The organism is Novosphingobium terrae, from assembly GCF_017163935.1.
Lineage (GTDB): Bacteria > Pseudomonadota > Alphaproteobacteria > Sphingomonadales > Sphingomonadaceae > Novosphingobium > Novosphingobium terrae.
The window spans coordinates 2,419,507-2,443,219 of the sequence record NZ_JABVZR010000001.1 but is presented as its reverse complement, the minus strand read 5'-3'; the positions used below and the strand labels follow the sequence as shown (position 1 = coordinate 2,443,219).

The following is a 23,713-nucleotide window of genomic DNA, read 5'->3' as shown; positions in this document are numbered from 1 at the left end:
CATGCCCCGTGAAAACCGGTTCCCACTGTATCGCACGATGCGCTGACTGCGCGCTCGTATGCGGCGGGGGGTTGAAAAGGGGCAAGCTAGGAAAACTCCATCATATTGGTAGATTTTATATGTTGCCGATTATCCGACCTAACCAATAGGCGAACGTCCAGAACGCACCAACAGGGGACGCGAGGGACCATGCCACATCCGATTTTCCGCAACAGCCGGAGCGATATCTCGCGTCTGGCGCTGATCGCCTGCGCCACGCCTGCGCTGCTGGGGGCCATGCCTGCTCATGCCGGAACCGAGACGTCTGCCGACACGGCCAATGCCGCGCCGACCACGGAGGGCGACGACATTCTGGTCTCTGCCCGCCGCCGCACCGAAAAGAGCCAGGATGTGCCCATCGCCATCAGCGCCTTTGCCGGAAAGCAGCTGGAATCCACCCGCACCTACAATCTGCGCGACCTGCAATCGCTGACGCCCAGCCTTGTCGTCACGGTCACCAACCCGCGCAACACCTCGATCAACATTCGCGGGCTGGGCAACAATGTCTCGGTCTACAATGACGGGCTGGAGCCGGCGGTGGGCGTCTATCAGGATGGCGTCTATCTGGCGCGCCCGGGGCAGGCGGTGTTCGATATGGCCGATCTCGACCATATCGAGGTGCTGCGCGGGCCTCAGGGCACGCTCTTCGGCAAGAACACCTCGGCGGGCGCGGTGGTGATCGCCACCAAGGCACCGACCTTCACGCCCGAATTCGGCGGCGATGTCAGCGGCGGCAATTACGGCTTCCACCAGATCCACGCCTATGCCAGCGGCGCGTTGATCGAGGACAAGCTCGCCGCGCGCCTCTTCGTCTCCAAGACCGATCGCAATGGCTACACCACCAACATCCATGACGGCTCTCACGGGCAGGATTACCACGATTTCAGCCTGCGCGGGCAGTTGCTCTTCACGCCCTCTGATCGCTTCAAGCTGCGCATCATTGGTGACTATGGCAATCAGCATAGCAACACGGCCTCCAGCGTGCTGGTGGGTGTGATCCGCAGCTACACCAATGGCAGCAATTTCGCGAACAACTTCACCGATCGCGCGAAGCTGGCCGGTTACACGCCGATCACCGCCGATCCTTCGGCGCGGCTGGTCGATGTCGATGGGCAGCAGAACTATCGCATGAACCAGCATGGCGTCTCGGCCACCGCCGATTACAGTCTGGATGGCGCGACGATCACCTCGGTCAGTGCCTATCGCGCGTGGAACTGGTATCCGCACAATGATGGCGACAACACGCCTCTGGATGCCCAGACCGATGCTCACCAGAGCAACAACCAGAAGCAATTCAGTCAGGAACTGCGCATCGCCTCCACCGGTGAGCGGCGCGTGGATTATGTCGCGGGGGTCTATTACCTCTATCAGCAGATCAAGGCCGAGGCGGTGAACCTTTATGGCCGTCAGGCGGGTCTGTGGTATGCGCCCACCACCGATCAGGTGGCCGCTGCCGCCGCGCTGAACAATTACGACATCGTCAGCCATTCCGAGCCCGTCACCAACTCCTATGCGGCGTTTGCCCAGACGGTGTGGCATGTGGTGCCCAATGTCGATCTGACCACCGGCCTGCGCTATACCTATGAGAAAAAGACCGGCTGGTTCATCCAGACCGCCAGCGGCGCCGATCTTTCGGGTCTCACCGCCGCCCAGCAGACGGCAGCCCTTGCGCTGCGCGCCCGCTATGGCGTGGCCAATGCCTTCAGCGCGGAAACCAGCGCGGGGCGGCTTTCGGGGCAGGCGACGCTGTCGTGGAAGATCACCCCTGCGGTGCTGGCCTATGCCACCTATTCGCGGGGCAACAAGTTCGGCGGCCTCAACCTGTCGAACATCGTGACGACGGGCGCCTATGCCGCCAACCCGGTGATCGGGCCGGAGACCATCAACTCCTATGAGGCCGGGCTGAAAACCAGCTGGCTGGGCGGCAAGCTTGTGGCCAACGTCGATGGTTTCTGGACCGATGACAGCAATTACCAGACCACCATCGTCGACGTCACCCGCAACAATCAGAGCTATTTCACCAATGTCGGCAAGGTGCGCTCACGCGGCTTCGAGGCCGATCTGCATGGCAATCCGGCGCCCTGGCTCTCCTTCTATGCCTCGGGCACCTATGACGATGCGCGCTATCTCTCCTATCCCAACGCGCCCTGCCCTATCGAGGTGACCGGCCAGACGCTGTGCAACATGAACGGCCAGCAACTGCCGGGCGTTTCGAAATGGGCCGGCTCGGCAGGCGGCGAGGCCAAGGGCAAGCTGGGCCGCAACTTCGGCCATGACGCAGAGGTCTATGCGGGCGTGGATTACTCCTATCGCAGCGCGCAATACACCACGGCGGCGGATTCGATCTATTCGCGCATCCCCGGCTATGGGCTGGCCAATCTGCACTTCGGCATCCGCGCTCTGGATGGGCGCTATGATGTCCAGCTCTGGGCGCGCAACATCACCAACAAGACCTATTATCTGACGCTCTCGGCGGATAATTTCGGCGCGATCCGTGGCAATCTGGGCGATCCGCGCACCTATGGCGTGACCTTGCGGACTAAAATTTAAGGTCGGGCAAGCTTCAAGCCGCGTTGGAGATCTTGCCCTTCTTGGGTGAGGTTCCCGTTTCGAACCGGCTGTCCAGCCATTCGATCATCCCCTCTGGCCGGGCGCAGCGTTCAAGCAGCTCGGCCAGGGTGAGGGGTTTGCTGAAGAGATAGCCCTGTGCATGCTCGCAGCCCGCCGCCTGCAGGATGCGGCGCTGATCGTCGGTTTCCACGCCCTCGGCCACGCAGGTAAGGCCTATGGTGTGGCACAGGGTGATCACCGCCGCCGTGATCGTGCCGTCCTTCTCGCTGCCGAGGCCGGTCACGAAGCTGCGGTCGATTTTCACCTTGTCGAGCGGCAGGCGCTGCACATAGCCAAGGCTGGAATAGCCCGTGCCGAAATCGTCGAGCGCAATCCGCACCCCCAGATCGCGGAAGGCCTGAAGGCTTTCCGCAGCAGCCTCGGCATTGCGCATCACAGCCGTTTCGGTGACCTCGATCCAGATCCGTTCGGGTGCGATCCCGGCGCGCTGGATCTCGCGCCGCACAAAGGCCAGCGTGGTGGTGGAGGTCAGGTCGCAGGCCGAGATGTTGAAGGAAACCGCCACGCTTTCAGGCAATTGTTGCGCGGCCTTCAGCCCTTTTTTGAAGATGGCCCGCGTGATGCTGTGGATCGCTGTGGACCTTTCGGCAATGGCGATAAAATCGGACGCGGAAACCTCGCCCACCAGCGGGCTGGTCCAGCGTGCCAGTACCTCCACCGCGCCCAGCCGCGCGCTGGCCAGCTCGACAATGGGTTGCAGCACGATGGAGATCTCATCCTCCAGCGTGCTGGCTTGAAGCGCCACCTCGATGGCGCGATCGGCCCGCACCGCCGTTTCCAGCGAGGAGGTGAAGACACAGACGCCCCCTCCATTCACATGCTTGGCGTGATACAGCGCATAATCGGCCCGGTCGAACAGATCGGCGGCGACGGTCCCGGCCTCGGGATAGCGGGCGATGCCCAGCGACCCGCCAACACTCAGCACGATCTCACCGATATGCAAGGGGGCCTGCACCTGTTGCAGCAGCCGCTCGCAGGTCTGGGCGAAATCGCCGTCGCTGGTGTCGATCAGGCCGAATTCATCGCCGCCGAGGCGATAGACCCGCACGAAGGGCCCGGCGGTCTCGCGCAGCCTTGCGGCAATGGCGCTCAGCAGCCGGTCGCCCACCTGATGGCCATAGGTGTCATTGATCGGCTTGAAGCGGTCGAGGTCCAGCACGCCCACGGCAAAAGCCGCGCCCTCGGCATCGACCGTCAGCGCATCGAGATGGGCATAGAAGCTGCGGCGGTTGGGCAGGGAGGTCAGGCTGTCCGTCAGCGCCAGCTTGCGGTTTTCCTCGTTCAGGCGCTGCAATTCCTCATGCTGGGCGTCCAGCTGGTCCTTGGAAAGCACCTGATTGCGAAAATGCTCGAAGCTGTTGAACAGCACCCGCAGCAGCACCCCCAGCACCAGCGCGACATTGATGCCGATGGTGACGAAGGTCAGCTGGGCGCGCAGCAGGCAGGCGACGATAAAGGTCGGCAGCACCGTCAGCGTGACGATCAGCGCGGCCTGAGGCACGACCATCAGGCAGAAAATGCAGCCGATCACCGTGGTCGAGATATAAAGGCCGATATGCGCCTGCTCGAAGGGGCCGCCATAGGGCGAGAGCATCAGGGCCCAGACGATATAGGCCACAGCGATGGGGCCGCACAGCGCGGTGGTCAGGCGCAGCTGGCGCCGGGCTTTTTCCGGGCTGGGCGTGCCGGCGCGCGCTTCCTTCAGCCAGCGGATCATGCGGATGACGGTGATGGTGAAAAGCACCGCCGGGGCGCTGATGGTCAGCGCTCTGGGCGCATGTTCGCGGTGCGTGATCGCCACGGCCAGCGAGTTGATCAGCAGCAGCCCATACAGCAGCGGCACCTGCCGCTGGAGGTTGATCGCCTGGGAAACGGCCAGCGCAGGGTCCTTGCCGATGTCTGCGAACCATTGGACCAGGCGCGATGAGCGCACGCGTGTTTCCTCTTGCTGTTCAGGGGCGACAGCTTCGCCCTTAGACCGCGATTGGTGAACAGAATGATACATGACACTTCCGTTTTCCGCGCAGCACACGCCGTGTCACAAAGCTGACCTGAATGAGAAACACAGCTGTGCTATGGAAGATCCTGCGAGTCGCCAAAGGTGACAGCAAGGAGAGGAAAGCCATGTTCGATCAGATCGACGCCGCCTATTATCTGATGCGCGCCGGTGAAGAGCGCGAGAAAGCAACCGATACCGATCTGCGTGAGGCAGACCGGCACCGCACCCGCGCCGCTTTGTTCGAGAAAAAAGCCAGAACGCTGCTGGGCCAGGCAGCCGCATAAACTTAACCTGTCACAGACATGGCGGGCGGGGGTGAGGGCCCCCGCCCGCTTTTTATGCTTTATGGCTGGCGACGATAGCGGCCAGCGTGCAGCATCTCGCCGGGGATCAGATCCTGGCCGTCGATGGTCAGCTGCATGGTGTCGAAGGCCGGCTGGATCAGCTGTCTGGTGTCCAGCGTGACCTCGGCGATGCCCTTGTCCATGGGGCCATGCCCCAGGGAGGTGAGATCGATCCGCTGCTCATGCCCCCCAATGGACAGCACCAGCGCGGTGATCGCGCCGGGCTGGCTGTCATTGGGCACAGTGGCCAGGCCATGGCGATCCGTGGTGAGAAGCACGCGCTGCCCATCGGCCAGCACCATGGCCACATCCACGCCCCGCAGCCCACCATCTTCACCATTGCTGACCAGAACCGACCGGCCACCGACCCATGTCTTGCCGGGCCTGGCTTCGGGCGGCAGGGTGCAGGCCGCCGGCAGTTTCGGTTCGGCGATTTCAGGTTCGGGGAGACCGGCGTCGCTGGCCGCGGTGAGGGCTGCGCTGCGCGCCATCATCCAATCGGAGAGGGTGGATTGGATCGCATCGGCCTGTGTGCCGGGCTGAGGCTGGGCCGTGACCTGCTGCGCCAGCGCCTCCACCTTGCCTCGCGCGGTCAGCGCTTTGGCCAAGGCGTCTGAGGCTCGGGCTTTCAGCACGTCGGGCGAGGGATGTTCGGTGGAAATGGGCAAGGGCGATGCGGCCATGGCGACATCATCGGTGAAGAAGGGGCAACGCTCGCGGATATTGCTTTCCTCGGCATCGCGCCGGTCGGTCAGCAGGCTGGTTTCGGCCTCTTCATCCCATGGCTTGATCTGTTTCAGCGCGAAAAGCGGCTTATCCTTTTCGGGCTTGTCAGCGGTCAGCACGATGGTTTTGCCCTGTCGCGCCCAGTGGCCCGTTGCGACATTGTCATCCGCGCCATAGGCCAGCATCCATTCGAAATGACCATCGGCGCGCAGCAACAGCTCTGACCCGACCTCCTGCACGCCGGAAAGGTAATAATGGCCGACAAAGGCTGAAGCTTCCGCCACGGTCTCCGACACGGGCAGCAGATGGCAATCCTTGCCCTTCTCCAGCCCGGTGATGGCGGAGACGGTCAGCACATGGATGCCCTTCTCCTCCTGATAGCTGCCAATCACCTCGCCATAGAGCGGCGCGTCGGAGGGTTTGGTTTTCAGCAGATCGCCCACCGCATGGCTGCCCCTGGCATCGCGCAGCACATAGAGCGTGTTGCCCAGATCGCAGCGTGCCAGCACCACCGCAGGCCGCTCCGGATTGATGACCAGCGTGCCGATATAGATGTCGTTGGGGGCATCCTCCGCCGTGGCCGGTTCGGCGGCGGCCAGCGCCAGCAACAAAGGCAGGATCATAAAGGCTTCCCATCCTTGTCGGTGGGCTCGACGCTGTAGGAGCAGCCATAGAGCGTCTTGCCTGGCGCGGTGCTGACGTTGGAAATCTCATGGGTGATTTTGGTGTGCATGCCAAAGCTTTCGCCCGCGGCTGGCGGGGTCTGGCTGTCCACCACCACCTTCTGGCCCATGAATTTGTGAAAGGTGATCTCTTTCTCGACCTGCTCGCGCGTGACCTTGCCCGAGGCGAGCAGGCTCTGGATCAGCGGTTCCGGGTCCATGGCATTGGCGATGCCTTCGGCCCTGGCGATCACCGAAGGGTCTGGCTGGTCGAGGAAACCCACCACGCCGCTGGCGGTAAAGCCGATATGGCTGGTGGTGTAATGGCCCGCCAGCGTGATCGGCGCGGGCAGCTGATATTCGATCATATAGGGGTTGTCGGTTTTCAGCTTGCGCCAGCCGCGCTTGGTGTCCGGAGCGTCAGGGCCGCCGCTGGCCAGCGCCATGGCGAAACCATTGTAGGCCGGAGCCTCAAGATGGCAGGTCAGCGCATCGACCAGATCCACACTTTCGGGCGTGAAATCGGTAGAAGGATCGGCAGTCGCGGCGGCGAGCAGCAAGAACAGGGTCTTCATAAGCGTCTGTATAAATGGATCGCGGGACTGCGCAACGCGCCATGACTTGTCTCTCCGGCATCCAATCCGGCCATCCTTCGACAGGCCTTGGCCATTGGCATGCCGATGGGCTAAGGGCGCCCGATGCGCTCACCCTGTATCGAGAATTGTGTGTTCGATGACCGCACCGGCTGGTGTCGCGGTTGCGGGCGGACCAAGCCTGAATGCCGCGCGTGGAAAAAGGCCCAGCCTCAGGAGTTGCGCAAGGTCAGCGCCGATCTGCCGCGGCGTTTGAAGAAGCTGGCCGCGAACGGGCGGTAAGCGGTTTTAGCGTTCCAGAGGCGAGCGGATGGCAATCGCGGCATTGCGATAGGCCGGATCGTCACTGACCTCACGCCCCGCCCATGCGGGGAGGGTAATGGCTTGATCCGCGCTGGTCAGTTCCACCTCGGCGAGGATCAGCCCTGCGGCATGGCCCTCGAACACATCCACCTCCCAGATCAGGCCTTCGTGGGGCACGCGGTAGCGGGTCTTGATCACCAGCGGCTGGGGGCACATCTGCAACATCGCTTCGGCGTCGGCCGCCGGGATGGCATATTCGAACTCGGGCCGGGTGATGCCGGGTGCGGTCCCTTTGACGGTCAGCCATGCCTGATCGCCGGCCAGCCTGACCCGCACGCTGCTGTCTGCCGATTGCGCCAGATAGCCCTGACACAGGCGTTTTCCGCCATCCGCCGCCGCGCGCCAGCTGTCATCGGCGGCAAGGAATTTGCGTTCGATCTCAACGGGCATGGTAAGCCTCTCTATCCGCCAAGGTTGCGCAGCAGTTGCGCGGGGAAGGGCGCCACAAGACGCTGCGCCTGCTTCCAGTCCTGATGCAGCCACGCCCGGTAATCGCGCGGATGGAGGATCACCGGCATGGTGGCGCTGCTGCTCTCCGAGCCCACAGGCATGCGGCCCTCGGTGGTCAGGATGGCGAAGCTGGGCACCTCGGAATCGCGCCAGATCCCGGCAAAGGCGAAGATCGGCATGGAGGGCACCGCCAGCCACGTCTTGCCGCTCCCCGCGAAATGGGTGGCGGGCACCAGACAGCGAAATTCCGTGTGGCGCAAGGTGCCGATCCAGAAAGGGCTGCCGATGTTGCGCACATGCGTCACCACATGTTCGCCGCGCGGCGGAGGCGGCACGCCCCATTGGCGCGGCACCAGCCTTGCGCCTTCCTTGCCGCCGATCACCACCGGCGCATAGCCCGTGGGCACCACCGTGCCGCCCTGCCAGACATCACCCTGAGCATCGGCGCCCAGAGCCCGGCCAATCGCATCGGCAGGCGCATCAAGGTGATAGGTGCGCGGCATCAATCCTCGCCTTCGCGACCTTTCCCTTCGTACCAGTCCTGACGCCCGGTTTCCTCCACCGCCCAGATCCACGCATCGTTGAAGGCGGCGGCGGAAAAGTTGAACTCCTGCCGCGCCAGATCGCGATAGCCATCCTTGCTGTGCAGCTTGGGCTTGCCGTCGCTCATATGCGGGAGCAGCCATGCGAGGCATTTTTCCCGGTCTTCACGGGCGCGGGCGGCGGAAAGGGCGCGGTTGGTCTTCATACCGCGCGTCTAGAGCATAATGCGTGATTTAGGAATCACGCATTATGCTCCAGGTTTTTGTTGCCGCATCGCTTTAAGCGAAAAAACCGGTTCCCACTTTTTCGCGCGATGCTTCAGCCTCACTTACTGCTCGATGGCAGGGTCCTTGACCTTGAAGGGATCACTGGCGGCAGGCTGCGTGGGCAGGGGCTGGCGTGGCAGTTCCTTGTCGCTGTTGGCCGCTTCCCACAGCATCCCGGCGATGATCACGCTGGCCTGACGCATATCGTCGCCGCGCATATGGTCCAGCGTGTCGAGGCTGGAGTGATGCACACGGCTGCCGTAATCGAGCGGGTCCTGAATGAACTGATAGGCGGGCAGACCCACCGCCTGCATAAAGACATGATCGGTGCCGCCGGTCTTCTTGGCCACCACATGGCCCGCGCCCATCGATTTGAAGGGGGCCAGCCATGCGCTCAGCAGCGGTTCGGCGCCCACATTGCCTTCGGCAAAGATGCCGCGGAAACGGCCCGAGCCATTGTCCATGTTGAAATAGGCCTTCAGCTCCTTGTATTCGGGCTTGGGCGTGATGGGGAAGGCGTTGCGCCACTGCATATAGGCCTCCATCCCGTCGAGCTTGGGGTCGACCGGGCGGCTGACCAGATGCTGCTCGATATAGGCGCGGCTGCCCAGCAGGCCCTGCTCCTCGCCGCCCCACAGGGCGATGCGGATGGTGCGCCTGGGCTTGATGCCCAGCTTCATGATCAGGCGCGCCGCTTCCATCACCGCCACGCTGCCCGCGCCATTGTCGGTGGCGCCATCGCCCGCGATCCAGCTGTCGAAATGGCCGCCCGCCATCACGTAACCGGCCTTGGGATCGGTGCCGGGGATTTCGGCGATGACGTTGGACGCCTTCAAATTCTTGTCATCATAGGTGGCGTTGACAGACAGTTCCATCTGCGGATCGGCGCCGGTGAGCGACAGGCGCACCAGCCGCCGGTAATCCTCCTGAGCCATATCCAGCGTGGGCAGCGCCAGCGTCTTGCCGGGCTGATAGTCATAGCCCTCGCCATGGACCAGCTTGCCGTCGCGATAGGTCATCTTGACCATGGCGATGGCGCCTTCCGACTTCAGGAATTCGGAGAGCTTGCGCTGGAAAAAGCGCGGGGAATTGGGGTTGGGCTTGGCCATTTCGGGGTCGAAATGGGGGATGTCATAGCTGTCGAGCGCGTTGACCTCGCTATCGGAGAGGCGCTTGAAGAAGCTGTCCTTGGGCTCGGCGCTTTCGCCCGGCATGGAGATCAGCACGATCTTGCCCAGCAGCTTGCCCTTCCACTGCGCGAACTGGCTTTCCCTGGTGATCGGCGCGACCACGATGCTGCCACGCAAGGTGCCGGTGGTGGGCGGCGACCATGCCACCGGGATCACGGTGAGGGGGATCTGGCGCGGCGCGACCATCGTGGCCGAATAGGAGGTGAGGTTCCAGCCGAGGCCGAAGTCGAAGGCCTCCTGATGCACATTCTGCATGCCGTAGGAGCGCAAAACCTCCATCGCCCATTGCTGAGCGCGGCGATGCGCGTCCGAATTGGTGAGGCGCGGCCCGATGCGGTCCATCAGGGCCGAGGCGGTGGTCATGGCCTCGCTGTGGTTCATGCCCTCATCGATGATGCGGGCGACCTGCGTGTCGTCCCCGGCCTGCGCGGCGGGCGCGAGCATGGCCGGAGCGATCAGGGCGGCGGCAAGCAGCAGATATGGCTTCATGGAAGCTCCCCCTTTTTATGTGGTGGGGGAGAAATAGCCTGTCTTGCGACGGTAAGAAAGTGTCGTTTGCCTTATGGTCGATTGCTTTGCGCGGGGTGGTTGTTGCTGATCGCCACCCCGCACAAGTCTCGGCCATCAGTCTTCGGTCGAAGAGCCCGGATTGCGCCCGAAGTTATAGCGCACGCCCACCATAAAGGCGCGGCCCGGCGCGGGGGTGCGGAATTGCTCGTCCTGCCCGTTGTAGATGTTGGTGCCCAGCACGCCGAAGGTGGCGTAATGGCGGTTGAACAGATTGGTGATGTTGGCGAACAGCTCCAGATGCTGCACGGGCATCACATGCAGATCGAGGTTGACCAGCGCATAGCCCGGCACCGCGCCGTTGAGATTGGCCTCGTCGCCATGAGCATACTGGCTGGACACCGCGATCAGATTGGCGCCCAAGGCCAGCTGCCGGATCGGCGTGTAAAGCGCCCGCAGCTTGACCGTATCGGAAGGAATGCCGGTGATATGGTTGCCGGGCTGCACCGTATCGCCATTCTCATCGGTGAAGCTGGAGCGGTAGGTTGCGGACACATGGCCATAGCTGGCGCCCAGATGCAGCGTCTTGAAATCGCCCGTCAGGCCAACTTCCACGCCCTGCCGCTGCGTCTTGCCGACATTGGCGAAGTAACCCATCCCCGAACTGTCGAAGATAAACTGAATGTCGTTGTTGAGCCGCGTGCGATAGAAAGCCGCGTTCCAGCCGATATGCTTCCCGATGGCGCCGCGACCGCCCACCTCGATGGTGCGGGCGACGACGGGCTTGAGATCCGGGTCGCCGTTGAAACCGGTGGGCAGGGCGCAGGGCCGGGCCGGATCGGCGCAGGCCAGTTCGATGGCGGTGGGTGCGCGCATCGCCTCGCTGTAATTGGCGAAAAGGCCGATCTCTTTCAGCGGGTTCCACACAATGCCCACGGCAGGATTGACCCTGCGATAGGTGTGTGAGCCATTGACCGGATCAACCTCCGGCCCGGCCACACCGCCGGTGGGGATTTTGGCGGTGGTCAGTGATGAACCGGCCCCGGCGGTGCTGGAGGTCGTCCAGTAGGAGGCGCCGATATAGGCGGGGTTGTAATATTTCAGCCCGTCACTGCCGGTCCAGCTGAAGCCGCCATCCTCATTGAGGAACTGGCTGTTGCTGCCCCCCAGCGACACATGCGTGGAGGTGAAGCTGACTGAGCCGGTGATGCCAAGCCTGTCGGTCAGGGACAGCATATCGCGGGCAAAGATGTTGTAGCTGCTGTTGTGGGAAGAAATCGCCACGCTGCTCACCAGCGGATTGCCCTGAAAGCCTGCGGTGCTGCCATATTTGAAGTTCCAGGGCATCACAACCGTCTGATAGTTCACCAGATAGGCCAGATAGGTGCTCTGGTCGTAGTGAATGTCCGAGGTTTCCCAAGTGCCGCCCAGATTGAAGTCATTCTTCAGCCCGAACAGCGGCGCATCCACATCCACCAGCGCATTGCCCCCGAAGGTCCGCTGGTTGACGTTGGACAGCACCATCGAGGTGTTGATGTTATCCTCGTAATTATGGATCGGCAGATTGCCGGTGTAAGGCCTAAAATTCGCGTATTTGGCGGTGCCCTGCGCGTAAGGATTGATCTGGTAAAGATCTAGCGCCGTGCCATTCACCGCGTCCGCTGTGCAGTTGCGCGATTCACCGCCCTCGCAACCATCGTCATTGCTGGCGTTGCTGTTGCTGGAATGCGCTTTCGAGCGGCGATAATAGACATTGCCGCTGATCTTTACATTCGAAGCCAGCCGCGCATCGGCCTTGAAGTTCACAATGATCTGATTGTTCGAGACATTGTCCGGCCATGTATAAGCCATCTGCGGCGTGCCCAGCATGGAAAGCGGCAGCGCCTGCGTACCATTGAGCGAGGTGTCAGCCCACACCGCGCCCAGCTCGGCATTGGCCGATGTGCCGTGCCAGCGCAGCTTGCCATAGGCCTGTTTGACTGTGGTGCTGGTGTACCAGCGATAGCCGTCCTGCTCGTCATAATTGCCCGCGACGAACCAGTCGAACGCCTTGTTGGCGAAGGTGCCGCCCGCCTCGGCCTGCACCGCCTTGCGGTTGAAGGAACCGGCCTGCATGGTGACGCCCAGCCCGCCATTGTCGGCGCCGTTCTTGGTGTCCAGCACCAGCGCGCCGCCCAGAGTGTTGAGCCCGAACAAGGGGTTGGAGCCGGGCAGCACCTCCACCTGCTTCACGGCATTGAGCGGGATCAGATCCCAGTTGACGATCGAGCCGAAGGCCTCGTTCATCCGCACCCCGTCGAGATAGACCGACAGGCCGGTGGGCGAGCCGAGCAGCGAGGTCGCCTGAAAACCGCGATAGGACACATCGCTCTGATAGGGACTGCCGGTGCCGTTGCTCAGCGAGATCGAGCCGAGATTGGCGTTGAGCAGATCGGCCAGATTTTCATGGTTCTGGCGGATGAGCGCATCGCCGGACAGCACCTGCGCATTGGCGGGCACATTGCTGAGCGTGGTGGTGTCACTGGCCAGCGGCGCGGTGACGACGATGGCGGGGCCACTGCTCCCGGTATATTCGGCCCCTGCGTCATCGGCGGCCAGTGCGGGGTTTGCAGCCAGCAGGCTTCCGGCCAGGCAGGTCGCGCCGAGCATCATCGTCTTGGTCATATCTTATCCTCCCGCGCAGCTTTATCCCGAATTGGTTCTTTCGGTTGCTGCGGTTTTCATCATCTGCATTCTGATTATCAAGCTGGGGGAGGGGAATCCTGATGGTTTCGTCAGGATGACCTAAGGTATAAGGCTGCAGACCAGTTGCACGCCCTGACCCTTGATGGCACGCACGGCGAGTTCAGGCGCGCTTTGCGCCAGACGACGGCGCAGGATGCTGATCGAGACATCCAACGTGTTGTCTGTGATAGAAGAATCCTCCCCCCAGACCGTATCGATCAGCGTCTGGCGAGGCATCAGAGCGCCCCGCCGTGCCGCCAGTTGCAGCAGTAGGGCATGAGCCTTAGGTTCCATGGTTAGCTTCTCGCCATGGCGCAGAACCTGCCCTTTGGCCTGATCCACACTCAGCGAGCCGAAGCTGATGGGGGCAGGCGCCAGCTGCTGTGCGCGACGTGCCATAACGGTGATGCGCGCGACAAGCTCGGCAAAGGCGAAGGGCTTGGGGAGATAATCGTCGGTCCCGGCTTCGAAGCCTTCGAGGCGGTCATCCAGCGTGCCGCGCGCGGTCAGCATCAGCACCGGCATGTGGTGGCCCTGCGCGCGCAGCTGGCGGCACAGATCCAGCCCATCGCCATCGGGCAGGCCCAGATCGAGGATGACCACGCTGACCTCGCCCGCGTTCACCTGATCGAGCAACTCCGCGCCGCGCCTTAGCCAGCGGATCGGGAAACCCCGCGCCGCCAGCCCTTGGCTGACCGAACTGCCGATGGCCACATCATCCTCGACCAGCAGGATCACGCCGCATCCTCCTTCAGCAAGGGCAATTCCATCACGATCCGACATCCGGCGGTTTCACGGTTTTCGGCACGGATAGAGCCGCCATGCTGCTCGACCACCCAGCGCGCCAGCGCCAGTCCCAGACCGGTGCCGCCGCGCATCTTGCCGCCCTCGGCCTGATAATAGGCGTCGAAAATGCGGGGCAGTTCGCTGGGCAGCACGCCGGGTCCGGTGTCGGCAATGGCGATGGTGGCGGTGTGGCCGTTGCTGCTTAACGACAGGTCCAGCATCCCGCCCGGATCGGAGAACTTCAGCCCATTGTCGATCACGGCCAGCGCGGCCTGAGCTAACCAGCGCCGATCCGCCATGGCGATAATGGGGGCGGGGCTTTGATCCTGCCGGATCGTCACGCTGATGGATCGGGCATAGGGCTGAGCCTGCAAGGAGGCGCTGGCCAGAACCTCGGCCAGACCGCAGGGTTGGGGGACCATCATCGGGCGCCCTTCGGCAGCGCTGGAAAGCGACAGCAGTTCCTCTATCCGGTGATTGAGAAAGCCGGTCTGGGCCACGATATCGCGCAGCACAGGCGCAGTATCCATGCTGCTGTCCAGCGCCACCTCTGCCATCACGCGGATGGCGGTGACGGGGGTGCGCAGCTCATGACTGGCCTTGGCGAAGAACAGACGGCGTGACTGGTCTATGGCGCGCAGATCCTGCGTTCGGGCGGTGATCTCCGCTGTCAGATCGCGGTTGGAGCGTTGCAACTGGATCAGGCCGATGGCAGCGGCACCCAAGGCCGTAACGGCCAGTAAAGCCCCAAGCATGATCGTATCGCGGCGGATGCGGGTGAGATCGGCGCGGGCGGCGGCCACCTCATGTTGTTCGCTGCTGTCGATGGCTTTGACCATGGCGATCAGTTGGGGGCGAGCATCGGGATGCTGCGCTAGTGCCGCCAAAGCATCGGCGCGGGCCAGTTCCTCGCTTTGGGCCCGTTGCTGTTGTGGGCTCAGAAACTGTCGTTCCTGCCGGATCAGATCGCGATAGGCCGTCAGATTGTTCTGCAAAGCCGAAGCGCTCAAGCCTTCCGCACCGCGGGCCAGATCCGAAACCAGCGCGGCCTGCTGCTGAGCGATCAACGCATGCTCGAACTGGCGGGAGGCGGCCATCAGGCTCAGCGAAAACCCTAGAAGCAGGCCAAGGATCGATCCGCTAAGGATCAGCAACAACAGCATCAAGCGCAGGGCAGGGCGCTGACGCTCCGCGCCTCCGATCCCTCTATCTGGCGCGATCCCGCTCACAGATCCTTGTGGACTCCCAGCCATACGGTGCGCGGCACGCCGACATCGATGCTGCCCGCCTGGTTGCGCGTCATCACGGTCACATCGGTCAGGTTCTCCACGCGGACGATGGCGGCGAAGCCATGGCTCAGAGGCGCGCGGGCGAAGAGGCCGATGGTGGTCGCGGGGCGCAGCACCGAATTGGCGGCATTGGCGTCATCCTCGAACTGAGCGCCGACATAGCGCACCGTGGTCGACAGCTGCCAGCCCTTCGCTGGAACCCAGCCCAAAGTGGTGCTGGTGGCGATTTTGGGAGTCTGCGCGGGCCGCAGACCATTCAGGCCGATCGCTGCGCCGCTGGCCTCCACCACGGAATCCGTCAGCGCCAGCGAGGCGTCAAGCGTCACCGCCCCCCAGCGCCCTTTGGCGTCCAGCTCCACGCCTTTCGCGCGGATGGCATCGACATTCTGCCGCTGCTTCAAATTCACGCCCGTGGTGACATTGGCAATCGCATGTTCCAGCCGGTTGACGAAGCCGGTGGCGGACAGCGTCACACCCGCGAAAGGCCCCAGATCGACGCCGCCCTCCACACCCTTCAGCCGCTCATTGCCCAGTAGCGGATTGGCGTTGGTGGTGACAGGAAAGACGGTGAAGGTGCGATACAGCTCATTGATCGTGGGCTGGCGAAGTCCGCTATAAGCCGAGCCGCGCAAGGTCACGCCATTGGTCACATGCAGCAGCGCACCGCCCCGGCCCGACAGCGCCCAGCCATCGCGCGGGTCATAGGCATTGTCGGCGGTGATCGCTCCGGTTGGCCCGGCGGTGCGGACATAGCCGCGCTCGATGGCCCAATGGTCACCGCGGATGCCGCCGGTCAGCGTCAGAATGCCGAGGCGCCAGTCGTCTTCGAGGAACAGACCCTTGTCGTCATTGGTGCCGCCGGCCCAGCGATAGCCGCTGACCGCCCCGGTGGTGGAGTTGTAGCTGACCTCGGAGAGATCGCCGATGGTGCGGCGCCAGTCGGTGCCCAGCCGCAGCTGGTGGTCGGGGCCGACCGGAGGATGCACCTCCAGCTTGCCACCAAGGCCGGTTGAGGGGGTGGAGCGCTGGTCCAAAGTGGGTTTGAAGGTGGTGGAGGAAATCACCACATTGGAAAAGCCGCGATCCTGCAGATAGGCCAGCGCATCGACCTGCCACGGGCCGCGCGCCACCAGACGGATGGAGGCATCCTCACCGAAGCTGCGGCTGTCGGCCCCGGTGAAGCGAAGGGTGCGCTGGTCGCGGAAGGCCAGCACGCGGCCTTGGAGCTCGATATCGGGTGAGACGGGGGCGACGCCCCGGGCCGAAACGCTCCAGCCGTCGTAGGCGGCTTTGGCGCTGGCGGGCACGCGCTGATCCAAGGGCGTGGTCCAGAAGCCTTGCCCGCGATCCCAGCGGCCAGACACCACTGCGAAACCTTGCCCCAGCCTGGGTGCCACGCTGCCTGAAAGCGAGGTTTCACCGCGATTGTCAGCGGAGATGTCGGCGGAGAGCGGTCCGGTGGTGTCGCGCCCGGCACTTTCCAAGGCGATGGTGCCTGCCACCGCGCCTGATCCGAAAGCGCCCGATCCGCCGCCGCGCGTCACGCGGATGTTGGCCAGCCGTTCGGGCGCGATGGCCGAAAGCGCCACCGAACCGAACATCGGATCGGCCATCGGCACGCCATCGAGCAGGACCAGCGTGCGCGCCGCCGCATTGCCGCCCAGCGCGCGCAAGGTCACGCCCTGCGCCGAAGGGTTGGTCGAGCGGCTGTCAGACCGGCGGAACTCCTGAAAGCCGGCAACGCCCGTCAGCACATCCTCGATCCGGCCCGAGGCGCTGGAAAGCAGCGTCTCACGCGAGATCAGGATGCTGTCATAGGCGGCGGTGGCCTTGCTGTCGGCCAGCGGGCGGCCTGTAACGATCAGCACCTGACTGCCATCGCCATTCTGGGCAGGATCGGCCGGGGCGGCATCAGCAGCATGCGCGGGCAGGGCGCCCGTGGCGGCTACCGACAACACGGCAACCAGGCCCAAATCGCATCTGATACCCACCTGTCGAACTCCCCCATATCCTTCAGCCTTTGCGGCTGTGTTCTACGCAGCGTAACAGCGCTGCCGGGCCGGTTATCTTATACTTTAGGTCAAGGTCTGAGTGGCCCTCGTGCCAGCACGGGGCCGCATGTTGCGCCATTCATCCCAATGCCCTGTCCGCCCGTCGCGCAAAGACCTCCTCCGACCGAAGGTGCAATTGTTTGAGCGCCTGTGCAGGCCGATCTTTCCTTCCAAGGGACGGACAAAGACACTGACCCAGGAGGATGACGATGCTGCAGGATGCCTTGGCGAAATTCGCCGGCCAGAAACTGATCCGCGACAAATACGAGAACTACATCAATGGCGCCTGGGCTCCCCCCGCGCGTGGCGAGTATTTCGACAACATCTCGCCTGTGACGGGCCAAGTGGTGTGTCAGGTGGCGCGTGGCACTGCCGAGGATATCGAGGCGGCGCTGGATGCCGCCCATGCCGCCAAGGATGCGTGGGGGCGGATGTCGTCCACCGATCGCTCGAACATCCTGCTCAAGATGGCCGACCGCATGGAAGCCAATCTCGACCTGATCGCGCTGGCTGAAACCATCGACAATGGCAAGCCGATCCGCGAGACGACCCATGCCGACATTCCCCTCGCCATCGACCATTTCCGCTATTTCGCCGGTTGCGCCCGCGCTCAGGAAGGCACGATCAGCGAGATCGACCATGATACCGTGGCCTATCACTTCCATGAGCCGCTGGGCGTCGTCGGCCAGATCATCCCGTGGAACTTCCCGATCCTGATGGCGGTGTGGAAGCTGGCCCCAGCTCTGGCCGCTGGCAATTGCATCGTGCTGAAGCCTGCCGAGCAGACCCCCATGTCCATTCTGGTGCTGCTTGAGGTGATCGGCGATCTGCTGCCGAAGGGTGTCCTCAATGTGGTCAACGGCTTCGGCGTGGAAGCGGGCAAGCCGCTGGCCTCGAACAAGCGCATCAGCAAGATCGCCTTCACCGGCGAGACGACCACCGGTCGCCTCATCATGCAGTATGCCAGCGAAAACCTGATCCCGGTTACGCTGGAGCTGGGCGGCAAGAGCCCCAACATCTTCTTCGAGGATGTGATGGACGCCGATGACGATTACTTCGACAAGTGCCTCGAAGGTTTCGCCATGTTCGCGCTCAATCAGGGCGAGGTCTGCACCTGCCCCAGCCGCGCGCTGATTCAGGAATCGATCTACGAGAAGTTCATCGAGCGGGCCATCGCCCGCGTGAAGGCGATCAAGCAGGGCAGCCCGCTCGATCCCTCGACGATGATCGGGGCTCAGGCGTCCAACGACCAGCTTGAGAAAATCCTCTCCTACATCGACATCGGCCGCAGCGAGGGTGCCGAAGTCCTCACCGGCGGCGAGCGCGCCCAGCATGATGGCGAACTGGCCGAGGGTTATTACGTCACCCCCACGGTCCTGAAGGGCCACAACAAGATGCGCATCTTCCAGGAGGAAATCTTCGGCCCGGTGCTGGCCGTGACCACCTTCAAGGATGAGGCCGAAGCCCTCGCCATCGCCAATGACACGCTTTACGGCCTTGGCGCCGGTGTCTGGACCCGCGACGGCAGCCGCGCCTATCGCATGGGTCGGGGCATTCAGGCCGGTCGCGTCTGGACCAACTGCTATCATGCCTATCCGGCCCATGCGGCCTTTGGCGGCTACAAGCAGTCGGGCATCGGGCGTGAGAACCACAAGATGATGCTCGACCACTATCAGCAGACCAAGAACCTGCTGGTCAGCTACAGCCCCAAGGCTTTGGGCTTCTTCTGATTGGAAGCGTAACGGCACCTATGGCGTGGTCTCTCCGCGCTATAGGTGAGACTGTGGCGGGCAGCCCCATCCATCACTCCATCCTGCCCGCCACCTTTTAATTCGGAAAGGCTTGCCGTGGACACACCGCCACGCATTCTTTCGACCCAAGAGGCCGATGCTCTGATCGCCCGGCTGGAGGCGCGCCATGGGGCCCTGATGTTCCATCAATCGGGCGGCTGCTGTGACGGTTCGGCCCCGATGTGCTTTCCCAAGGGCGAGTTCAGGGTCGGCGCTCAGGATGTGCTGCTGGGCGAGATCGCCGCCAACAGTCTGGAGGGCGGCGTGCAGGTGTGGATCGGTGCCGCACAGTTCGAATATTGGCGCCATACGCAGGTGACCATCGATGTGGTGCCGGGGCGTGGTTCCGGCATGTCGCTTGAGGCGCCTGAGGGGCTGCGTTTTATCGTGCGTTCGCGCATCTTCACCGATGAGGAGGTGGCCCTGTTGGAGGCCGCCGGAGAGCCCGCCCGTGGGGCGTGAAGATTGGGCGCGATCGGCGCTGGTTTTGGATGACAAACACCCCCTTTCCGGTCCATGAGAGAACCATAAGAAAAACATGGGAGAGGCCGGGGCAGATGGTGCAGAATCTGGTAAAATCGGGGGTGGTTTTCGCCACATCGCATGCGGGTGATCCGTTTGAGGCGATGGAGGAAATCGCTGCGCAATTGGGCAAGGAACCGCTTGCCGGGGCGATCCTGTTCTGCCCGCATCATTTCGAGCCCGGCAAGCTGGCCTGGGCCATCAATCTGCAGACCGAGGGCGTGCGCGTGATCGGCTGCACCAGCTCGGGCGAGCTGACCGATCAGGGCTATGATCATGACAGTCTGAGCGCCATCGGCTTCCCCGCCAGCGCCTTTCGCCTGACCTCGCATTGCTTCCTCGATATCGACCATTTCGATCCCGCCGCCGCCCGTGCGCAGGTCCGCCAACTCGCCGCCGAGGCCGAGCGGGAAAGCCGGGTGCTCGGTGAAAGCGTCAACCATGTCGCGCTGTTTCTGGTCGATGGCCTGTCGCATTCCGAAGAACTGCTGACGATGACCATTCAGGACGCTCTGGGTGAAATTCCGCTGATCGGCGGTTCCTCGGGCGATGATCTGTCCTTCCGCCAGACCTCGATTTTCGAGAGCGGAGCCTTTCACCAGCGCGCTGCAGTGGTGGCGATCCTCTCCACACCGCGCCCGCTGCATGTCTTCAAGGCGCAGCATTACCGCCCCGGCGAGCGCAAGATGGTGATCACCGGCGCGCTCCCCCACGAACGCATCGTGACCGAGATCAATGCCGAACCCGCCGCTCAGGAATATCTGCGTCTCGCGGGGCACGCGGGGGAGGAACTGGGCGTGGAATTCTTTGCTGCCCATCCGCTGATGGTGCGTGCCGGGGGCGAATATCACGTCCGCTCTGTGCAGAGCGCCAATCCCGATGGCAGCCTGACCTTCTATTGCGCCATCGATGAGGGGCTGGTGCTGACCGTGGGCGAACCTGTGGACCGTATCGCGGGGATGGAAGCGCTGTTCTCCGACATTCGCGAAACCATCGGCCCGGTGGACCGCATCATCGCTTTCGACTGCGTACTGAACCGCATCGATGCCGAGCGTCGGCAGCTTTCCTATGATGTGTCACAGCTTTACCGCAAGAATGGCGTGGTCGGCTTCAACACCTATGGCGAGCAATATCATGCGCTCCATATCAACCAGAGCTTCAGCGGGCTGGCCATTGGCGAATGAGTGAAGAGCAGCGCCTTGACGTGAATGAAACGGATGCGCTGCGCGAGGAATTGCGCAAACTGCGCCGTATCAACGCTGCGCTGATGGACCGGGTTGAACGCTCCAGCGATATGTCCGCCAATGCCTTTTCGATGTTCGAAACGGCGATTTCGCTGGAAGCCATGGTGCGCGAACGCACCAGCCAGCTTGAGGACGCGCTGGGGCAACTGGCCAAGGCCAACAGCGATCTGGCCGCCGCGCACAGCAGCGCCGATGCCGCGCAGATGCGCCTGCGCGATGCCATTGAATCGATCAACGAAGGCTTCGTCCTGTTCGATGCCGATGACCGGCTGGTGCTGTTCAACGAGGCCTATCTGGGCTTCTGGCCAGACCTGTCGCCGCACATGCGTGAGGGGATGGAGTTCTCCGAAATCGCCCATCTTGCCGCGCAGCATGAGCGGCCTCTGGGCGCGGTGGTGGCGCCGGATCGCTGGGTTTCGGAACGCCTCGCCAAACATGGCATTGCCGATGGCGGCCATGTTCAGGCGCTCTCGGATGGGCGCTGGGTGCAGATCAACGAATTGCGCACCAGCGAGGGCGGGATCGTCGGCATCTACACCGATATCACCGAGGTGAAGGCCGAGGACGCCCGTGCCCGCGCCCTCGAACTGGCCGAGCGCAATCTGGTGCTGCAATCGACGCTCGACACGTTGTCCGAAGGCGTCTGCATGTTCGACAGTGCCGGGCGGCTATCCGCATGGAACGGCGCCCTGGGGTATCTGCTGGGGCTGGGCGACGATCCGGCGCGCGCACTGGCCTGCCATGGCGATCTGCTCGATTGGTGCCGCAAGGGGCTCGGCATGGAGGATCATGGCTGCCTTGATTGGCGGCAGGAGCAGGGCCACGTCAGCCAGCTGTGCCCGGCGGGGGATCGGCGGTTCGAGATCCGTTCGACGCGCACGGGGCAGGGCGGTCAGGTCTTCAGCTTTACCGATGTGACCGATATGCTGGCGGCTCAGGCGTCCCTGCGCGAGACTGCCGAAACCCTGGAACGCCGCGTTTCGGAGCGCACCGCCGAACTGCTCAGCGTGAACGAAAGGCTGGGCCGCGAAGTGGCCGAGCGCCGCACCATCGAAGCGGCGCTGACGCAAGCCAAGATCGCGGCGGAAAAGGCCAATCTGTCCAAGACCAGCTTTCTGGCGGCGGCCAGCCATGATCTGCTGCAGCCCCTCAATGCAGCCTGCCTGTTCGTGGCGGCCTTGGGCGATAAAAGGCTGGCTTTGCCAACGCGCGCTCTGGTCTCGCAGACGGCGACAGCGCTGGAATCGGTGGAGGATCTGCTGGAGGCGCTGCTGGAAATCTCGCGGCTGGATGCCGGCGCGATCCAGCCGGAAATCAGCCATTTCCGTATCGATCAGCTGCTGCAAACCCTGAATGTGGAATTCACCCCCACGGCGCGCGCGGCGGGCCTGCAATTGCGCATGGAAACCGAACCGCTCTGGGTGGAATCCGATGTGCGTTTGCTGCGCCGCATTTTGCAGAATTTCGTCTCCAACGCGATCCGCTACACCGCTTCGGGCAGCGTGCGGGTGACCTGCGGTGTGGAGGGTGATCAGGTCCGCGTGGCCGTGATCGACACCGGGCGCGGGATCGACAGCAGCCAGCAAGAGATGATCTTCGAGGAATTCCGCAGGCTCGATACGCGCAGCCAGGGGAAAGGACTGGGGCTGGCCATTGTGCGCCGCGCTGCCGATATGCTGGGCCACAAGATCTGGCTGCATTCCGCGCCGGGCGAGGGATCGACCTTCGCCATCACCCTGCCGCTGGGCCGCCCTGTCGCCGCCAGCGAGGGCGACGGCGTCACCGCCCCGCGCGATCGTTCGATGCAGGGGCGCCGCGTGCTGGTGGTGGACAATGAGCGGCAGATCCAGTCCGGCATGCGCACGCTGCTGGGCGGCTGGGGCTGTCAGGTCGCGATCGCCGGGGATTACGGCGAGGCTGTGCGTCTTTTCGCTGATGGCGAGCGGCCCGACATCATTCTGGCCGATTACCACCTCAACGATGGCGAGACGGGCGACCGGGTGATCGCGCAATTGCAGGCCCATTTCGCAGCATCGATCCCGGCGGTGATGATCTCGGCTGACCGGGGCGAGGAGCTGAAAACTCAACTGGCGGCCAGCGGTACACCCCTGCTCAACAAGCCGGTCAAGCCCGCGCAATTGCGCGCTTTGCTGCGCACCATGCTGCCTTAAGAATCTGCCCTAAAGCGCAAGGCCAAAACGAAAACGGGCGCCCCGATCAGGGCGCCCATTCTGGCAGGTGGCAGGGCAGGGGCCGATCAATCCCCGTCGAACTGCACCCGATTGGCCAGGATCACAGCCTGCGTGCGGCTGAACACATTCAGCTTGAGCAGGATCGCGGAGACATGCGCCTTCACCGTCGTCATCGAGACCGAGAGATCATGCGCGATCTGCTTGTTCAGCCGCCCATGCACCAGATGGTTGAGCACGATCTTCTGCTGCGGCGTCAGGCTTTCGATGCGCTCGCGGATCTGCTCGTTCTGTTCGTTGGCCGGGTCGGTCTCGGCCACGGCATCGGGCATGTAAATCTCGCCCGCCACCACGCGGTGCAGCGCGTCGAGAATGGCGCTGCGCTTCATCGATTTGGGGATGAAACCGGCCGCGCCCGCCGCCAGCGCCTCACGCACCACGGTGCGGTCGAAGGCGCCGGAAACCATCACCACCGGCAACATCGGGAAGCGCTGACGCAGCAATTTCAACCCATCGAGCCGTTTCACATCGGGAATATGCAGATCGAGCAGGATCAGATCAAAATTATCCTGCTGCTCCAGCGTGGCCAGCGCCTCTTCCAGACTGGCCGCTTCGAAAATGTCGCAGCCGTCGAAGGTGACCGCAATCACGCTGCGCAAACCGTCACGCACCAGCGGATGATCGTCCACGATCAGCACCCGCTCCATCTGAGGCCCGCTGCTCTCCACTCTGCCGCTGTCCATAATCCCTGTTTTACCCCCGGCGCCATGATCGGATACATTCGCAGGCGTGGCAAGCATCGCTG

Annotated in this window: 19 protein-coding genes; 7 read left to right on the top strand and 12 right to left on the bottom strand. The window is 63.3% G+C overall.

Annotated features, from left to right (window positions below; translation table 11 throughout):
* Positions 1 to 189 precede the first annotated feature (189 nt).
* On the top strand, positions 190 to 2,589 hold the full coding sequence (locus tag HGK27_RS11065) for a TonB-dependent receptor (RefSeq protein WP_241127041.1): 2,400 nt from the start codon (positions 190 to 192) through the stop codon (positions 2,587 to 2,589).
* A 13-nt stretch (positions 2,590 to 2,602) separates the two neighbouring features.
* On the opposite strand, the gene HGK27_RS11060 is transcribed toward HGK27_RS11065, so the two are convergent.
* Positions 2,603 to 4,603 (bottom strand): putative bifunctional diguanylate cyclase/phosphodiesterase, encoded by a 2,001-nt coding sequence (locus tag HGK27_RS11060; RefSeq protein WP_206240573.1) that lies wholly within the window; start codon positions 4,601 to 4,603, stop codon positions 2,603 to 2,605.
* Positions 4,604 to 4,794: 191 nt separating this feature from the next.
* Between HGK27_RS11060 and HGK27_RS11055 the strand changes: the two genes are divergently transcribed.
* Complete coding sequence (locus HGK27_RS11055) at positions 4,795 to 4,953, top strand: hypothetical protein (RefSeq protein WP_206240572.1); 159 nt, start codon at positions 4,795 to 4,797, stop codon at positions 4,951 to 4,953.
* A 59-nt stretch (positions 4,954 to 5,012) separates the two neighbouring features.
* Here HGK27_RS11055 and HGK27_RS11050 read toward each other — a convergent pair whose 3' ends face one another.
* Positions 5,013 to 6,362 carry a hypothetical protein gene (locus HGK27_RS11050; protein ID WP_206240571.1) on the bottom strand — a complete coding sequence of 450 codons (1,350 nt, stop codon included), beginning with the start codon at positions 6,360 to 6,362 and terminating at the stop codon, positions 5,013 to 5,015.
* The gene (locus tag HGK27_RS11045; RefSeq protein WP_206240570.1) at positions 6,359 to 6,976 is read right to left on the bottom strand and encodes a hypothetical protein; all 618 of its coding nucleotides are present in this window, start codon (positions 6,974 to 6,976) and stop codon (positions 6,359 to 6,361) included. Before HGK27_RS11045 ends, HGK27_RS11050 begins: the two co-directional genes overlap by 4 nt.
* A gap of 123 nt (positions 6,977 to 7,099) precedes the next feature.
* On the opposite strand from HGK27_RS11045, the gene HGK27_RS11040 reads away from it, so the two are divergent.
* Complete coding sequence (locus tag HGK27_RS11040) at positions 7,100 to 7,276, top strand: DUF1289 domain-containing protein (protein ID WP_206240569.1); 177 nt, start codon at positions 7,100 to 7,102, stop codon at positions 7,274 to 7,276.
* A gap of 6 nt (positions 7,277 to 7,282) precedes the next feature.
* On the opposite strand, the gene HGK27_RS11035 is transcribed toward HGK27_RS11040, so the two are convergent.
* The 8 genes from HGK27_RS11035 to HGK27_RS11000 form a co-directional block, all read right to left on the bottom strand.
* Positions 7,283 to 7,747, bottom strand: coding sequence for a CYTH domain-containing protein (locus tag HGK27_RS11035; protein WP_206240568.1), 465 nt, complete (start codon positions 7,745 to 7,747; stop codon positions 7,283 to 7,285).
* An 11-nt stretch (positions 7,748 to 7,758) separates the two neighbouring features.
* Positions 7,759 to 8,310 (bottom strand): SOS response-associated peptidase family protein, encoded by a 552-nt coding sequence (locus tag HGK27_RS11030; protein ID WP_206240567.1) that lies wholly within the window; start codon positions 8,308 to 8,310, stop codon positions 7,759 to 7,761.
* Positions 8,310 to 8,555, bottom strand: a complete 246-nt coding sequence (locus tag HGK27_RS11025; protein ID WP_206240566.1) for a hypothetical protein — start codon at positions 8,553 to 8,555, stop codon at positions 8,310 to 8,312. The genes HGK27_RS11030 and HGK27_RS11025 overlap by 1 nt, the downstream gene beginning before the upstream one ends.
* 123 nt (positions 8,556 to 8,678) lie before the next feature.
* On the bottom strand, positions 8,679 to 10,295 hold the full coding sequence (locus HGK27_RS11020; protein ID WP_206240565.1) for a M20/M25/M40 family metallo-hydrolase: 1,617 nt from the start codon (positions 10,293 to 10,295) through the stop codon (positions 8,679 to 8,681).
* A gap of 135 nt (positions 10,296 to 10,430) precedes the next feature.
* On the bottom strand, positions 10,431 to 12,977 hold the full coding sequence (locus HGK27_RS11015) for a TonB-dependent receptor (RefSeq protein WP_206240564.1): 2,547 nt from the start codon (positions 12,975 to 12,977) through the stop codon (positions 10,431 to 10,433).
* 120 nt (positions 12,978 to 13,097) lie between these two features.
* The gene (locus HGK27_RS11010) at positions 13,098 to 13,775 is read right to left on the bottom strand and encodes a response regulator transcription factor (protein WP_206240563.1); all 678 of its coding nucleotides are present in this window, start codon (positions 13,773 to 13,775) and stop codon (positions 13,098 to 13,100) included.
* On the bottom strand, positions 13,772 to 14,986 hold the full coding sequence (locus HGK27_RS11005; RefSeq protein WP_241127379.1) for a sensor histidine kinase: 1,215 nt from the start codon (positions 14,984 to 14,986) through the stop codon (positions 13,772 to 13,774). The genes HGK27_RS11010 and HGK27_RS11005 overlap by 4 nt, the downstream gene beginning before the upstream one ends.
* 62 nt (positions 14,987 to 15,048) lie before the next feature.
* A complete protein-coding gene (locus HGK27_RS11000; RefSeq protein WP_241127038.1) occupies positions 15,049 to 17,070 on the bottom strand; it encodes a TonB-dependent receptor plug domain-containing protein in 2,022 nt (673 codons plus the stop codon).
* 302 nt (positions 17,071 to 17,372) lie between these two features.
* Here HGK27_RS11000 and adh point away from each other — a divergent pair, with 302 nt between their 5' ends.
* The 4 genes from adh to HGK27_RS10980 all read left to right on the top strand — a co-directional run bounded on the left by adh (position 17,373) and on the right by HGK27_RS10980 (position 22,890).
* Positions 17,373 to 18,893 (top strand): aldehyde dehydrogenase, encoded by a 1,521-nt coding sequence (adh, locus tag HGK27_RS10995; protein ID WP_206240561.1) that lies wholly within the window; start codon positions 17,373 to 17,375, stop codon positions 18,891 to 18,893.
* Positions 18,894 to 19,010: 117 nt separating this feature from the next.
* A complete protein-coding gene (locus HGK27_RS10990; protein ID WP_206240560.1) occupies positions 19,011 to 19,415 on the top strand; it encodes a DUF779 domain-containing protein in 405 nt (134 codons plus the stop codon).
* A 95-nt stretch (positions 19,416 to 19,510) separates the two neighbouring features.
* Positions 19,511 to 20,659 carry an FIST N-terminal domain-containing protein gene (locus tag HGK27_RS10985; RefSeq protein ID WP_322099030.1) on the top strand — a complete coding sequence of 383 codons (1,149 nt, stop codon included), beginning with the start codon at positions 19,511 to 19,513 and terminating at the stop codon, positions 20,657 to 20,659.
* Positions 20,656 to 22,890 (top strand): hybrid sensor histidine kinase/response regulator, encoded by a 2,235-nt coding sequence (locus HGK27_RS10980; RefSeq protein ID WP_206240559.1) that lies wholly within the window; start codon positions 20,656 to 20,658, stop codon positions 22,888 to 22,890. Before HGK27_RS10985 ends, HGK27_RS10980 begins: the two co-directional genes overlap by 4 nt.
* An 86-nt stretch (positions 22,891 to 22,976) precedes the next feature.
* Here HGK27_RS10980 and HGK27_RS10975 read toward each other — a convergent pair whose 3' ends face one another.
* Positions 22,977 to 23,651 (bottom strand): response regulator, encoded by a 675-nt coding sequence (locus HGK27_RS10975; protein ID WP_241127036.1) that lies wholly within the window; start codon positions 23,649 to 23,651, stop codon positions 22,977 to 22,979.
* Positions 23,652 to 23,713 lie beyond the last annotated feature (62 nt).